Here is a 13547-nt window from a genome sequence, read left to right on the forward strand (position 1 = left end):
ACTACTTTGGACGGGTGGATAATGGATTTAGCGCTTGGACGGAGATCCCGCGCACCACGGCATCACCCCTTCCCTGCCAGCGGGGTCGATGCGCCTAGAAGGATGCCGTAAATTACGAAACACACCGCCATAAAGCGCCGGAACCACACATTGAAAACCGCACCCAGCGCCGCTTTGCCGATGCCTGCACCCAGAGCGGTGAATCCGGTATAGCTCAGCGCTGTGAGGGTCAGCGCCGTGGGCACGATCACCGCCATCTGGTCCCAGATCTGCACGCCGGGCTGGACGAATTGCGAGAAGGCAGCGAGATAGCCCGCCACGCTTTTCGGGTTGATCGTGGCGACAGCAAAGGCACGCAGATAGACCGAAGACGCCGGACGTTCGGTTATCGTGACGGGCCGCGAAGCCATGACCCAGCCGCGGATACCTAGAAAGATCAAGAACCCCGCGCCGATCAGCTTGGCCACGAAGAAAGCTTCGGGCGAGGCGGCGATCAGGGCTGTGATGCCCAAGGCGGATAGCAGCAAGAATAGGGCGGCTTGGGTCAGGATACCAAGCACGCCGACCAGCGCAGGACGAAAGCCCAGCGTCATACCGTTGCTGATGCAATTGACCGCATTCGGCCCCGGCGTGGTGACGAAAACCGTCCAGAACAATGCGAAAACGATCCATGCATCAAAGCTCATATCAATATACCGGCGGGGCTATGACCCAGATCGCAACAGCGGGGTCGGAGGTGGGGTTGGACCAGCGGAATGCTTCGCCACGGATGCGAAAGCTGTCACCGGGGCGCAGACTGTGGGTGGTACCCGCGATTTCAATGTCGAGCCTGCCAGAGACCAGATAGGCGACCTCCTGCGTCGGCCTTGAAACCGGTTCTTTGATGCGGCTGTGCGGCAGGAAAGTGGAATGGACCATCTCGAAATCGTCGGTGAGATCAGGAGAGAGGAGCTCTTCGGTCAACCCTGCGATCGGCGACCCGATCGGGCGGCGGGCCTCGCGGCGCACAATGAAGCCTGCCTCGCCCGCAGGAGCAGGCGCATGGCGGAACAGCATCGAGACGGAGACCCCCAATGCCGAAGCGATCTGACGCAGATCGGCGATGGCGGGATCGGATTTGTCGCGCTCGACCTGACTGAGCCAGCCGACCGAGCGCCCGAGTTTTGTCGCGAGATCTGTCAGCTTGAGTCCGCGCGCCTTACGCAGGGCACGCAGGTCCGCGCCAAGCGTCAGAGAAATATCAGGGCGGTCGTGCTGCATGACGCCTCGTGAAATAATACCTTCAAATTTCACACTGCGCGAGGCGTGTGAAAAAATCCAGCATTATTTCACGGCAGCAAAGCAGTCCTTCAAAATGGCGGTCAGCGCATCGGCATCCCTTGAGTTGAAGGCATCAGGCTGATCGCTATCAATGTCAAATACGCCAATCAGCATGCCGGAACCATTAAAGACCGGCAGCACAAGCTCGGAGCGGGTGGAAGTAGCGCAGGCGATATGGCCCGAAAACGCCTCGACATCCGGAACGAGCTGGACCTCACCGGTCCGCGCTGCCGCGCCACAGACACCGCGGGAAAACGGAATGACCAAGCAGCCGTGACCGCCCTGATAGGGGCCGATCTTGAGCATTTCGGGCGCGGTGACGCGGTAGAAGCCGGTCCAATCAAACCGGTCATCGGCGTGGTGCACTTCGCAGGCGACGGTGGCCATCAGGGCGACGGCGTCGGCTTCGCCAGACGTGAGGGCCGCGAGCGTTTTGGCGAGGGTTGGATAGTCAACTTGCATGTTGGGGCTTTCTTACGAGTGGCGATGAGGGGCTGTATGCCCCCCGCACCCCCGAGGATTTTGTATGGTTAAAAGAGATTAGACCCGTTCGATTGCAATTGCAGTGCCTTCGCCGCCGCCGATGCAAATCGCCGCAACGCCACGTTTAAGGCCGCGCTTTTCCAGCGCGTTCAAGAGCGTAACAATGATGCGCGCGCCAGATGCGCCGATGGGATGGCCGAGTGCGCAGGCGCCTCCGTTAACGTTAACGATGTCATGGCTCAGGCCCATCTCGTGCATGAAGGCGAGCGGGACCACGGCGAAAGCTTCGTTCACCTCCCAAAGGTCGACATCCTCTTTCGCCCAGCCGATCTGCTTTAGCAGCTTTTGCGCGGCGGGAACTGGCGCAGTGGTGAACAGGCCGGGTGCTTGGGCGTGGCTAGCGTGGCCAAGGATGTGGGCCCGCACCGTGAGGCCTTGGGCTTCAGCGGCCGATTCGGAGGCGAGAACGAGGGCGGCGGCGCCATCGGAAATGGACGAGGAATTTGCTGCCGTTACGGTCCCGCCATCGCGGAAGGCGGGTTTGAGCTGTGGAATTTTTTCTGGGCGGGCGCTGCGCGGTTGTTCATCAACGGTGATGCGGGCCGATCCGTGCCGCGAGGTGACTTCGACCGGCGCAATTTCGTCGTCGAAAGCGCCGCTTTCTTGTGCCTCAAGGGCGCGCGACAGCGAGGCCAGCGCATAGTCGTCTTGGACAGCCCGGGTAAATTGGTAGGTCTCGGCACAGTCCTCGGCGAAGGTCCCCATCAGGCGGCCTTTGTCGTAAGCATCCTCTAGCCCGTCGAGGAACATATGATCAATGACCTGACCATGGCCGAGCCGCGCACCTGCGCGCATTTTGGGCAGCACGTAGGGCGCATTTGTCATCGATTCCATGCCGCCAGCGACCATAACATCGGTTTGGCCCAGCGCGATCTGGTCAAACGCGATCATCGCCGCCTTCATCCCCGACCCGCACATTTTATTTAGCGTCGTTGCGGGCACTGTATCGTCCAGACCGGCTTTGAAGCCTGCCTGCCGCGCCGGTGCCTGCCCTTGGCCAGCAGGTAGCACACAGCCCATTAAAACTTCTTGAACCTGCGCGGGGCCTGCGCCCATTATTGCCGCGCGGATGGCGTGGCCGCCCAGATCTGCTGCGCTCAGACTTGCGAATTCTCCCTGAAATCCGCCCATGGGGGTCCGCGCCGCCCCCGCGATGACTACCTTTTGCATCTCAGTCTCCCTTCAATTTCCTGAACGCTTACAATTTGGTAAGTGTTCGCGCTTATTAATGACCCGATCGTTGGGGTCGCAGGAATTATCTATGGAAGTTTCCGTCAGAAAAGAAGAGCGGTTTTGTGTGATCCGTGTGGAGGAAGACCGGATCGATGCTGCTGTGGCACTGGGGTTTAAAGAGGCAATGCGGCGCATGACGGTCGGGGCTCCGCGAACCGTCGTTTTAGATCTGGGGCGGGTGACCTTTATTGATTCGAGCGGTTTGGGGGCGATTGTTGCCACGATGAAGCATCTTGCACCGGATCGGGCGCTGATATTAGTAGGCCTGTCGCCAGCAGTGAGCAGGGTCTTTACCCTGACCCGGATGGATAGTGTCTTTAGCCTGTTTGATACATTGGCCGGCGCGATCGCAGATCTTAACGTGCATCCCAGAGCCTGATCGTGACCGGTGGAAAACCATCCGCGCTGCCAACGGCTGTCCGAACAGTGATTGTCGGCCGCAAGAGTGGGGTGCGCAGGGGCCTGCAATGGATGTTGGCTCAGATCCATCCGCTAGGTCTTGGACCAGAGCAGTTGAGCACAATCGAGTTGGTGTTGGCAGAGGCCCTTAACAATATTGTAGAGCACGCCTATCCGGAAACGGTGCCGACTGGTGACATCGCGATTCGCTGTACGCTTTTGGCCGATGGCCTGCATGTGACGATCACGGATACCGGCCTCCCGATGGCCAGCAACGCGACACCGCTGGCTTTGGGCAACCTTTTAAACCTAAAGACCAGCGAACTGCCGGAAGGCGGATTTGGGCTCTATCTGATAAATGATTTGGCCCAGAATGTGAGTTACCAGCGGACGGGAGGTGAAAACCGCTTGGATTTGAAGCTTGCGATATCGCTGCCCTCATAGGTGAAAATGCCCCCGATCAACGCCGACCTGTGAATCCTTTGAACCTGTCAATTTCCCCGCGATAACCTTCCACAAACCGCCGCGATGTCTTCACACTTCTGCCTTTGTTGGCGGGCATATAAGAACCTGTAGCTGCATATGGCTTCCCTCGGCGCCGCGTTTAACAGCCCCCACCCAGTGCGCGGTGCCGAGGAACTTTCATTCCCCACATTGGCAGCCCGCTATTGTCCCGTTAGGTTCGCGTTTGAAACTTAGCCAATAGGGGTAGCAATGCGCGACTTTCATTTTCCCGGGCGCTCGCCCGTGCTGGCAACCAATGGAATGTGCGCCACGTCGCACCCATTGGCTGCTAAAACAGCCATCGATATCCTTGAACGCGGGGGCAATGCGATGGACGCTGCCATTGCCGGAGCCGTTTTGCTGGGTATTTGCGAACCGCAGATGACCGGAATTGGCGGTGACTGTTTTGTGCTCTACTCCCCCGCTGGCAGTGACGAAGTTCTTGCTCTCAACGGGTCGGGGCGCGCGCCTGCCGCTTTGGACGCCGCCACGCTGCGCGACGCCGGGGAAACGGTTGTCCCCCTCCGGTCCGCCCATGCGGTCACCATCCCCACCGCGATTGATGCGTTTTGCCACTTATCGGACACTCTCGGCCAGATCGGGCTTGAGGCCGTTCTGGCCCCCGCGATTCGCTATGCTGACGCGGGCATTCCTGTGGCCCCGCGCGTTGCGTTCGACTGGGCCAATGAGGCGAAAAGCCTTCAGGGTAAGGCGCGGGAGCATTTCCTTTTGTCCGGCAAGGCGCCTAAAGTCGGCGAGGTTTTCCGGGCACCCGGACAGGCGGAAGTTTTGCGGCGTGTCGCGAAAGACGGACGGGATGCGTTTTATACAGGCGAGATTGCCGAGGATATGGTCGCAGCGCTGAACGCAGCGGGCGGCTTGCACACGGTGCAAGACTTCACTGATGCGCGAGCCGACGCCAGCACACCCGTTGCGGCGCCTTACAAGGATCTTGAGGTGGTAGAGCATCCGCCCAACGGCCAAGGCGCAACCGCGTTATTGCTGCTCAACATATTGGCGCAGTTTGACATTGCGGGGATGGACCCCCTCGGGGCAGAGCGCGTCCATATTGAGGCCGAGGCCACTAAACTGGCCTATGATGCCCGCAATCGTTTCCTTGCGGACCCCGAACACACAACACGGCTTGACCATATGCTGGCGCTTGAAACAGCGCGAAAACTGGCCGCGCTCATTGATCCAAAGAAAGCGATGGCTGCCGCAGCACCTCTGTCAGAGGCCGTTCACCGCGACACAATCTACATCACTGTCGTAGACCGCGACGGCATGGCAGTTTCGCTTATCTATTCGATTTTCCACGGCTTCGGCTCTGGCATCGCTTCGGACAAGTTTGGCATTCTGCTGCAGAATCGCGGTGCAGGGTTCACCTTGGAGGAAGGCCACCCGAATGAATTGAAAGGCGGCAAGCGTCCCATGCACACCATCATCCCCGGCATGATCCGCGAACAGGGGCGTGTGGTGATGCCCTTTGGCGTCATGGGCGGCGCTTATCAGCCTTGTGGCCACGCTCGATTTGCCAGCAACATCACCGATTTCGGCATGGACCCGCAGGCGGCAATTGATGCACCGCGGGCCTTCTCCGACAATGGTATCTTAAAAGTTGAGCGGGGCTATTCTGAAGCGGTTCGCGCGAAACTGGCCGATCTAGGACATAAAGTTCAGGTGCCCGACACAGCGCTTGGCGGCGCGCAGGCTATCCGCATTGGCAAAGACGGCGTGCTGGAAGGTGGCAGCGATCCGCGCAAGGACGGCTGCGCGCTCGGCTATTGAGACAAGCGCGTCAGCAATAGAGAAGCGCTCCGGTCTTGGTCGGGGCGCTTTTGCAATTAAGATTGTGCAAAGAATCGCCCGGCCAAGCTGCAGGCCGCGGCTGATCAATTTAGCTGGAAGTGCAGCGGATAGGCGCCATCGGTAAAGGGGCCAAACAGATCGGGGATATCGGGGTGATCCACCGGTTCGCCGGAATAATCCGCCACCAAGTTCTGCTCCGAGACATAGGCCACATAGTAACTTTGGTCATTCTCAGCCAACAAATGATAGTACGGCTGGTCTTTGACGGGGCGAGTTTCTTCGGGAATGGCCTCATACCATGCTTCGGTATTGGCAAATTCTGGATCGACGTCAAAAATCACCCCTCTGAAAGGGTGGATTCGGTGCCGGACCACTTGGCCCAAATGGTATTTTGCGCGCGTACGTATCATAACATTGCAGCCCCTACCTTTCGTTAGTAGTCGTTTCAAGGGGCATTTGTCCAATCACGCTGTCTTTGCAGAAGGAAACAGTCTGTTGACGCTCTTGCTATCAGCTTTCGGACTCGTGGGGGCCGCATCCCTGCCCGCGACGCTCTGGTTGGGTGCGAGCCCGATTGCGATCACTGCGTTGCCGATCATCCTCGCCGCGCTGTTATAAGCCGCCGGTCGGCAAAAAAGTGATGTGACGCGCGGGCGGAATCAGATAAACTGCCTGCAAAACAATACACGACCAATAAGAAACGACAAAAAAGCGAGAGGCAGATGAGCAAAACTCTTCGCGCAATGGCAATCGTATTGCTGGTAGCATCCTGCGGCGGCGGGGCAGATCCCTCTGCGCCGCGACAGTTGGATGACGCTTGCACGATTCTCAAAGAGCGCCCTGAATATTACAAAGCATTCCGTGCCGCCGAACGCCGTTGGGGCGTGCCGGTGCATGTGCAAATGGCCACTATCCACCAAGAAAGCAAATTCGTCGCTGACGCCCGAACGCCGTTTAAATACGCTTTGGGGGTGATCCCGATGGGTCGTCAGTCCAGCGCGTTCGGCTATAGCCAAGCGTTGGATGCGACATGGGAAGAATACGTCAAAGCCAATGGCAAACACCGCGCCCAGCGGGACCGCATTGAAGACGCGAGTGATTTCATGGGCTGGTACATGACGCTAACCCGCGACCGCAACGGCGTGGCGCTGCACGATGCGCGCAACCAGTACCTTGCCTATCACGAAGGCCACACCGGCTTTTCGCGCCAGACCTATAACAGCAAAGCGTGGCTGGTGGGTGTTGCAGGAAAGGTAGATGCACGGGCCCAGATGTACGAACAACAGATCGCTGGCTGCCGTCTGAGCCGCTGGTAATGGCAGGCCCCGGTGAATGCCACCGGGGCCGCATTTCTTGTGCCTATATCAGCGTCGGATGCCGGGTGAGCCTACGTCAAATTTGCTGTTGGCGATGCTTCCGCCGGTCTTGAGATCACCCAACACGACAGTCGTCTGGCTGCCGTTGCCGTCATTGATGATCCACTGACGCAGTTCCACCGGATTGGCGGTGAACTTCAGCTGAATATTGCCATACTCGGGATGCTCGGGGTCTTGGGCCGTCACCGTGGTGGCGGTGCCGTCATAGCTGTGGCCGGTGACCATTTTCGCCCGCCCCAGATCGACCTGTTTGGCAAGGATGATCGATAGCGGAGTCCGCGACAGTGGATAGGTTTCTGCCGGCTGGTTCGATTTCTTGTCGAAGATCACCACGGTATTCGAGCCCGCAATCACCAGACCGGAATCAGGCGCGTTATATTCAAACCGCACCCGTCCTGGACGCTTGATATAAAGCACGCCTGTACTGATCGACCCGTCATTGTTGATCTGGGTGAACTCGCCTTGGGCGGTTTGCATCTTGTTGAGATAGCCTGAAATCTCGTTCAGCGGCAGTTTTTGCGCCAGCGCGGCGACCGGAGCCACGAGGGCCATGCCGAGCACGAGGGCAGCAGTGGGGATAAAGCGCATATTCGTTTTCCTGTAGTTGAACCTTGGCATACACATAGGGCGGCACGTATGGATATGCGATATCAACGCGCGGTTTTCAGCCAACAGGCGCTTGTCATTGGATAAAAGAACACCGCCGGAAATGCATCCGGCGGTGGTGGTGGCCTTATAACAGTAACAGTCGGAGGTAAGCCTCAGCCCTGTTCAGGCACCAGAATTTCACGTTTCCCAACATGGTTGGCCTGCGAGACCAGACCCTCGTCTTCCATCTGCTCGACCAACCGCGCAGCTTTGTTGTAGCCGATCGCTAGTTTGCGCTGGATGTAGGAGGTAGAGCACTTGCGATCCTTGATCACGATTTGCACCGCGGTATCATAAAGCGCGTCTTCGCCGTCGGTATTACCGCCAAGCCCCAATACCGCGTCGATGCTTGCCTCGGCATCATCCGCTGGCCCTTCGACAACCCCACCGATATAGTCCGGCTCCCCGAACTGCTTGAGGTGGTTAACGATTTCCTCGACCTCTTCGTCACTGACGAAAGGACCATGGCAACGAACGATTTTGGCGCCGCCCGCCATATAAAGCATGTCGCCCATGCCCAGAAGCTGCTCGGCCCCCATCTCACCCAAGATCGTGCGGCTGTCGATTTTCGAGGTCACCTGAAAGGAAATCCGCGTCGGGAAGTTGGCCTTGATCGTACCGGTGATCACATCAACCGACGGACGCTGGGTCGCCATGATCAAGTGGATGCCCGAGGCCCGCGCCATCTGTGCCAATCGCTGGATACAGGCTTCGATTTCCTTGCCTGCCACCATCATCAGGTCGGCCATTTCGTCAACGATGACGACAATATAGGGCAGTGCTACGGGTGTGGTCTCCTCGGTCTCGAATATCGGCTCGCCGGTGTCGTCGTCAAAGCCGGTCTGAACCGTGCGGCTGAACATCTCGCCCTTGGCCAGCGCCTCGCGGACGCGGCCGTTATAGCCTTCAATGTTGCGCACGCCCATTTTGGACATCTTGCGATAGCGCTCCTCCATCTCGCCCACAGTCCATTTGAGCGCGACAACGGCCTTTTTCGGGTCGGTCACAACGGGGGACAGCAGATGCGGGATGCCGTCGTACACCGACAGTTCCAGCATCTTGGGGTCGATCATGATGAGGCGGCATTCTTCGGGCGTCAGCTTGTAGAGCAGCGACAGGATCATCGTGTTAATTGCCACCGATTTACCCGACCCCGTGGTCCCCGCGATCAGCAGGTGCGGCATTTTGGCGAGGTTGGCAATCATCGGCTCGCCGCCGATATCCTTACCCAAGGCAAGTGGCAGTCGCATGGTGCTGTCGCCGAAATCACGGGCGCTGAGAATCTCGCGCAGAACCACTTTCTCGCGTACCTCGTTGGGCAACTCGATGCCGATGACGCTCCGGCCCGGAACAGTCGAAACACGGGCAGAAAGCGCCGCCATCGAGCGTGCGATATCATCTGCAAGGCCGATGACGCGGCTCGCCTTGAGACCGGGCGCTGGTTCAAGCTCGTACATGGTGACGACCGGACCAGGCCGAACGGCGACAATCTCACCTTTCACTCCATAGTCATCCAGCACATTTTCCAACATCCGCGCATTCTGCTCCAACGCTTCATCGGACAGGTGCAGGCGTTTAACGGTCTCGGGGTTCTCCAACAGGTTCAGCGGCGGCAGCTCGTAGCCTGGATGGGTATCCTCAAAGGTCAACGCTGGCTGTGCTTCCGCGCGGGCCTGCTTGGAGGGCTGGACCACCTTGCGCACAGGCTGATGCACAACCTTGCGCGGCTCTGCCACGGGGATCACTGGCGCTTCGGGGGCTGTCGCCTTCTCAAGCGGCAGAACTGCCTCCTCTTCGAAGTAATCAGAGGCATCAATCTCGGCAGGGGAGGGGGCAGCAGCGGTGCCGCGCTCCAGAACAGGACGGGCGGGCGCAGTCAAAGGTGGCTCGGCGCGTGCGCCTGCGGTCAAGGTCGTTTCGGCCTGCGTAGTGCGGCGCGGCGGGATATTGAGCACAAGCGCATCAGGGCCGCGACCGCGTCCTTTGGTCAGCGGCATGGTGGTCGGTGTCTGCACAGCAGTGCTGGTGCGCACGCGGCTTTTAATGACATCCGCGATCTTGTTGCGAATGCGCTCTTCGCCCGGCTCGTCGTCAATGACAACATCACTGTAATGTTCGACCAATTCGGGTTCTGGCATCACATCGGGGCGTTTGATCAACGCAGGCATCCGGCCCAGCAAGCTCGGCTTCGGCTCTGCTTGCTCGTACATCATCGGCTCGGCTTTCGGCATCGTGCGCCGCGCAGTGAAGGCTTCGGCCTGCGCTTGGGTCTCGGCGAAGGCAGCATTCTCTTCGGCTTCGATCCGCAGCCGTTCGCGGCGGTCAGCGGCACGGGCCTGGATGTTTTGGGCGGCCTGCACGGCTTCGGTAGCACCACGCCCGAGCAAATTCATCAAAGTGGCGTAGGCCATGATCGTGCCGATCATCAAGAACCGGCCGATGCGGGTCAACTCAGGCTTGGTAAAGCCGAGCACGAAGGCCCCCAGCGTCAAGATCGCGACGCCCATCAGCAGCGACATCAGCTTGACGGTAAATGCCGAACCAATCGGCAGAATTGTCAGCATTGCACCCATCACGGTATCGCCAAACAAGCCACCCAAGCCGAAACTGTGGGTTTGCAGCCAGTCCGCATTCGGGGTGAGCGTGGCAGCGTAGATCGCCCCCAGAGCCACAGCGATCGGCGCAAAGATCAGCCGTGCGATGGCGCGGTCTTCGCCGGTGTGCAGGGCAAAACGCACGCCCCATGCCATCAAGGCCACGGCAATGCCCCACGCGCCCCAGCCGACGATCATAAACAGGGGTGCGGCAATCGAAGCGCCCATCCGGCCCATCCAGTTTTGCACCGGTGCATCGGTCGAAACCATCCAGTTGGGATCGTCGGGCGTGTAGCTGCCGATCATCATCGCAGCCATCAGACCGACAGCAATCAGCGCCAGACCCATCAGCTCCTTGCCGCGTTTTTCAATCGCCTGGGTCATGTTGCTATCCAACAGTGGATCGCGCTGCCGCGTCTGGTATGCCATCGCTCTTTTTCCCTCTTTATGCATCCGAGTACAGACAGTCGCGGATCGCCTGCAGGCCGCGCGTCGTCTCGTTTTTTGGGGCCACCAAGGCGACCCGGATATATGTCTTGCCGGGGTTTTCCCCGTTCACATTCTGCGCCAGATAGCTGCCGGGCAGCACCCGAACGCCAGTCTCGCGCCACAATTTCAGCGCTGCGGCCTCATCATCCTCAACCGGCAACCACAGGAAAAACCCTGCCTGGGGGCTCACATAGCCTGCGACATTGCCAAGAATGCGGTCCGCGATGTGGTATTTCTCCACATAGAGCGCACGGTTCTGTTCCACATGGGCCTCATCCGCCCAAACGGCCGCCGCAGCCTGTTGCAGCGGCAAGGGCAGCGGTGCGCCTGCGTAATTGCGCAACAGTTTGATCTCGCGGATCGTCTCCGCTCCGCCTGCGACAAAGCCGGAACGCAAACCCGGCAAGTTCGACCGCTTTGATAGCGAATGAAAGATGACCACGCGGTTAAGATCAGCGCCGACTTCCTGCGCGACCTGTAATGCGCCGACAGGAGGCGCATCGCGGTAAATTTCTGAGTAGCACTCATCTGCGAAGATCAGGAAATCGTGCTTTTCGGCCAGCGCAATCAACGCGGCCCAATAGGCACGGTCTGCCACAGCGCCCTGCGGGTTCGCGGGCGAACAGATATAGGCGGCGGTGGTCCGGTCCAGCACGTCTGTGGGCAGACTGGTGAAATCGGGCAGATGGCCTGTTTCAGCGGTGGCTGGCACCATGATTGGATCAGCACCGCCGGAAATCGCTGCAATCATATAGACTTGGTAGAACGGGTTCGGCATCAGCACGGCAGGCTTTTGGCCGTTCTTGGCCTCGGGGCTCAGCGCGATGATCGCGTTATAAAGCCCCTCACGGGTGCCGTTAAGCGCCATAATCTGGGTGTCGGCATCCATCTCGACGCCGTAGCGCCGCGCGATCCAGCCTGCGATGGCCCCGCGCAATTCGGGCGAGCCATCGTTGGGCGGATAGCTGTTAAAGCCGGCAGCATTCTCGACAATCTTATCGGTTACCCACGCCGGAAACGCGTGTTTCGGCTCACCGATGGTCATGTGAATCGGCGTACCACCACCGTCATGCGCATCAAGCAATGCGCGAAGACGCGGCCATGCATGGGCCGGAAGGTTCGAAAACCGCTCGGGATACGTCATTTTAGCTGCCTCGGGTTCGGGATCATAAACGCCCCGTTTGCCCCAAGGTACTCAAGCCCTGCCCGTTCGTCCAGAAAAACCGGAACGCTTTCAGCCGTTTGTGGCTTTTAGGACAGCCTTACCTTAGGGCCTCCTCGACTGCCGCACCAAGGCGCAAAAGCTGCTCTTCCATGTCTGGTGCGCACATCAGGCTCAACCCGCAGGATGCCGCGCCCGTGGGTAGGGTCAGCGCGCAGAGCCCCATGAGGTTGGCGATTCTGGTGTTGCGCAGGGTCATCAGGTTTTCGGTGACGTAGTAGTCATCCTCGCTCGTCAAACGCTCAAGATCGGGGGGCATATTTGCCGAGGTCGGCACCAATACCGCGTCGTAACCCGCGACGGCGGCGTCATAACCGATCCGCGCCGCGTCAAGCTGGGCCCAAGCAGCAACGTAATCAGGGCCGCTGAAGTCCTTCCCCATGCGGAAACGGTCCAGAATACGCGGGTACATCGCCTCGGGGTCGGCCTCGATGATATCGCGCCACAGCCCATAGGCTTCGGCAGTATAAAGGCAGCCGCTCAATGGCATAGCCTCGTCGACCTCGTCCACTTCGATATCCTCTACCACGGCACCGGCTGCGCGCATCCGCGCAATGGCGCTATCAAAGGCTGCGGATTGCGGCTCCGAGATATCGTCAAACGCGGCGGTGCGCAGCACGGCAAAGCGCCGCCCGTCCAGATCGGCGTGGTGCAGATCGGCAGCTTTGCCGCCTTCCAACGCCGCTAACAAAAGTGCTGCATCCTCAACCGAACGGCAAAGCGGTCCGACCGTGTCAAACTTCAGCGCCAGCGGCACCACACCCTCAAGTGACAACCGCCCCGAAGTGGTTTTCAGCCCGACCAGATCATTCCATGCCGCAGGTATCCGCACCGAACCGCCGGTGTCAGAGCCGATGGCCGCAGCCGCCAGCCCGAACGCGACCGACGCCGCCGCCCCAGAGGACGATCCCCCCGCCACAGCATTCTCGTTATTCACACAAGGCGGTGTCGCGGTGCTGGGGTTATAGCCCAATCCCGAAAATGCCATCTCGCTCGTATGGGTTTTGCCCAGACACACCAGCCCCGCTGCCGTGGCATTGACCAATACAGCGGCATCTTCGTCAGGTACGCGTCCCGCCAGCAGCTTGGTGCCCGCTTCGGTGCCGACACCGGCTGTGTCAAACAGGTCTTTCCACGACACCGGCACCCCGTCGAGCGGCGACAGACGCTGGCCCGCATTTGCGCGATCCGCTGCAGCACCGGCTTCGGCCAGCGCACGCTCGGTGGTGACGCGCGCGTAAATACGGTCGCGCATCGGGTGCGCGTCAATCGCGTCCAGATAGGTCTGGCACAGCGTCACAGGGTCGATCTGCCCTGCCGCGATCCCGCGCCCCAGATTTGCCGCCGTCATTGTCAGCCATTCGCGCATTGTCATTCCCCCTGCTCGGTTTTGCGGACGGTAGCGGGGCG

Annotated in this window: 14 protein-coding genes; 5 read left to right on the forward strand and 9 right to left on the reverse strand. The window is 59.5% G+C overall.

All coding sequences use genetic code 11. From position 1 onward, the window contains the following. Positions 1-62: 62 nt before the first annotated feature. From BM174_RS04775 to BM174_RS04790, 4 genes are all read right to left on the reverse strand, one after another. Positions 63-686, reverse strand: a complete 624-nt coding sequence (locus BM174_RS04775; RefSeq protein WP_093922702.1) for a LysE family translocator — start codon at positions 684-686, stop codon at positions 63-65. A gap of 1 nt (position 687) precedes the next feature. Next, positions 688-1260, reverse strand: a complete 573-nt coding sequence (locus tag BM174_RS04780) for a helix-turn-helix domain-containing protein (RefSeq protein WP_093922703.1) — start codon at positions 1258-1260, stop codon at positions 688-690. A gap of 63 nt (positions 1261-1323) precedes the next feature. Next, entirely contained in the window at positions 1324-1782 is a 459-nt protein-coding gene (locus tag BM174_RS04785) for a GAF domain-containing protein (protein ID WP_093922704.1), read from the reverse strand. Positions 1783-1860: 78 nt separating this feature from the next. Then, the gene (locus tag BM174_RS04790; RefSeq protein WP_093922705.1) at positions 1861-3033 is read right to left on the reverse strand and encodes a thiolase family protein; all 1173 of its coding nucleotides are present in this window, start codon (positions 3031-3033) and stop codon (positions 1861-1863) included. 91 nt (positions 3034-3124) lie between these two features. On the opposite strand from BM174_RS04790, the gene BM174_RS04795 reads away from it, so the two are divergent. The 3 genes from BM174_RS04795 (at position 3125) to BM174_RS04805 (ending at position 5787) form a co-directional block, all read left to right on the forward strand. Beyond that, complete coding sequence (locus BM174_RS04795) at positions 3125-3475, forward strand: STAS domain-containing protein (RefSeq protein WP_093922706.1); 351 nt, start codon at positions 3125-3127, stop codon at positions 3473-3475. A gap of 92 nt (positions 3476-3567) precedes the next feature. Beyond that, positions 3568-3939 carry an ATP-binding protein gene (locus tag BM174_RS04800; protein WP_093922707.1) on the forward strand — a complete coding sequence of 124 codons (372 nt, stop codon included), beginning with the start codon at positions 3568-3570 and terminating at the stop codon, positions 3937-3939. Between the two features lie 270 nt (positions 3940-4209). Further along, a complete protein-coding gene (locus BM174_RS04805) occupies positions 4210-5787 on the forward strand; it encodes a gamma-glutamyltransferase family protein (protein WP_093922708.1) in 1578 nt (525 codons plus the stop codon). Between the two features lie 104 nt (positions 5788-5891). Here BM174_RS04805 and hspQ read toward each other — a convergent pair whose 3' ends face one another. Continuing rightward, a complete protein-coding gene (gene hspQ, locus BM174_RS04810; RefSeq protein WP_093922709.1) occupies positions 5892-6218 on the reverse strand; it encodes a heat shock protein HspQ in 327 nt (108 codons plus the stop codon). 85 nt (positions 6219-6303) lie between these two features. On the opposite strand from hspQ, the gene BM174_RS21560 reads away from it, so the two are divergent. Further along, positions 6304-6426, forward strand: a complete 123-nt coding sequence (locus tag BM174_RS21560; RefSeq protein ID WP_281244835.1) for a hypothetical protein — start codon at positions 6304-6306, stop codon at positions 6424-6426. Positions 6427-6530: 104 nt separating this feature from the next. Then, on the forward strand, positions 6531-7124 hold the full coding sequence (locus tag BM174_RS04815; RefSeq protein ID WP_093922710.1) for a transglycosylase SLT domain-containing protein: 594 nt from the start codon (positions 6531-6533) through the stop codon (positions 7122-7124). Between the two features lie 48 nt (positions 7125-7172). Here BM174_RS04815 and BM174_RS04820 read toward each other — a convergent pair whose 3' ends face one another. From BM174_RS04820 to BM174_RS04835, 4 genes are all read right to left on the reverse strand, one after another. After that, positions 7173-7772, reverse strand: a complete 600-nt coding sequence (locus BM174_RS04820; protein WP_093922711.1) for a LolA family protein — start codon at positions 7770-7772, stop codon at positions 7173-7175. Positions 7773-7945: 173 nt separating this feature from the next. Further along, positions 7946-10855, reverse strand: a complete 2910-nt coding sequence (locus tag BM174_RS04825; protein ID WP_093922712.1) for a DNA translocase FtsK — start codon at positions 10853-10855, stop codon at positions 7946-7948. A gap of 16 nt (positions 10856-10871) precedes the next feature. Further along, positions 10872-12059, reverse strand: a complete 1188-nt coding sequence (locus BM174_RS04830; protein ID WP_093922713.1) for an aminotransferase class I/II-fold pyridoxal phosphate-dependent enzyme — start codon at positions 12057-12059, stop codon at positions 10872-10874. 118 nt (positions 12060-12177) lie between these two features. Then, the gene (locus tag BM174_RS04835) at positions 12178-13506 is read right to left on the reverse strand and encodes an amidase (protein ID WP_093922714.1); all 1329 of its coding nucleotides are present in this window, start codon (positions 13504-13506) and stop codon (positions 12178-12180) included. Positions 13507-13547: the final 41 nt, after the last annotated feature.

Origin of the sequence: Sulfitobacter brevis (assembly GCF_900112755.1) — a bacterium.
Taxonomy (GTDB): Bacteria; Pseudomonadota; Alphaproteobacteria; order Rhodobacterales; family Rhodobacteraceae; genus Sulfitobacter; species Sulfitobacter brevis.

Bases quoted from the DNA above. Each gene is read 5' to 3' on its own strand.
- BM174_RS04775 (WP_093922702.1), bottom strand. From the start codon at position 686: ATGAGCTTTGATGCATGGATCGTTTTCGCATTGTTCTGGACGGTTTTC.
- BM174_RS04780 (WP_093922703.1), bottom strand. From the start codon at position 1,260: ATGCAGCACGACCGCCCTGATATTTCTCTGACGCTTGGCGCGGACCTG.
- BM174_RS04785 (WP_093922704.1), bottom strand. From the start codon at position 1,782: ATGCAAGTTGACTATCCAACCCTCGCCAAAACGCTCGCGGCCCTCACG.
- BM174_RS04790 (WP_093922705.1), bottom strand. From the start codon at position 3,033: ATGCAAAAGGTAGTCATCGCGGGGGCGGCGCGGACCCCCATGGGCGGA.
- BM174_RS04795 (WP_093922706.1), top strand. From the start codon at position 3,125: ATGGAAGTTTCCGTCAGAAAAGAAGAGCGGTTTTGTGTGATCCGTGTG.
- BM174_RS04800 (WP_093922707.1), top strand. From the start codon at position 3,568: ATGTTGGCTCAGATCCATCCGCTAGGTCTTGGACCAGAGCAGTTGAGC.
- BM174_RS04805 (WP_093922708.1), top strand. From the start codon at position 4,210: ATGCGCGACTTTCATTTTCCCGGGCGCTCGCCCGTGCTGGCAACCAAT.
- hspQ (WP_093922709.1), bottom strand. From the start codon at position 6,218: ATGATACGTACGCGCGCAAAATACCATTTGGGCCAAGTGGTCCGGCAC.
- BM174_RS04815 (WP_093922710.1), top strand. From the start codon at position 6,531: ATGAGCAAAACTCTTCGCGCAATGGCAATCGTATTGCTGGTAGCATCC.
- BM174_RS04820 (WP_093922711.1), bottom strand. From the start codon at position 7,772: ATGCGCTTTATCCCCACTGCTGCCCTCGTGCTCGGCATGGCCCTCGTG.
- BM174_RS04825 (WP_093922712.1), bottom strand. From the start codon at position 10,855: ATGGCATACCAGACGCGGCAGCGCGATCCACTGTTGGATAGCAACATG.
- BM174_RS04830 (WP_093922713.1), bottom strand. From the start codon at position 12,059: ATGACGTATCCCGAGCGGTTTTCGAACCTTCCGGCCCATGCATGGCCG.
- BM174_RS04835 (WP_093922714.1), bottom strand. From the start codon at position 13,506: ATGCGCGAATGGCTGACAATGACGGCGGCAAATCTGGGGCGCGGGATC.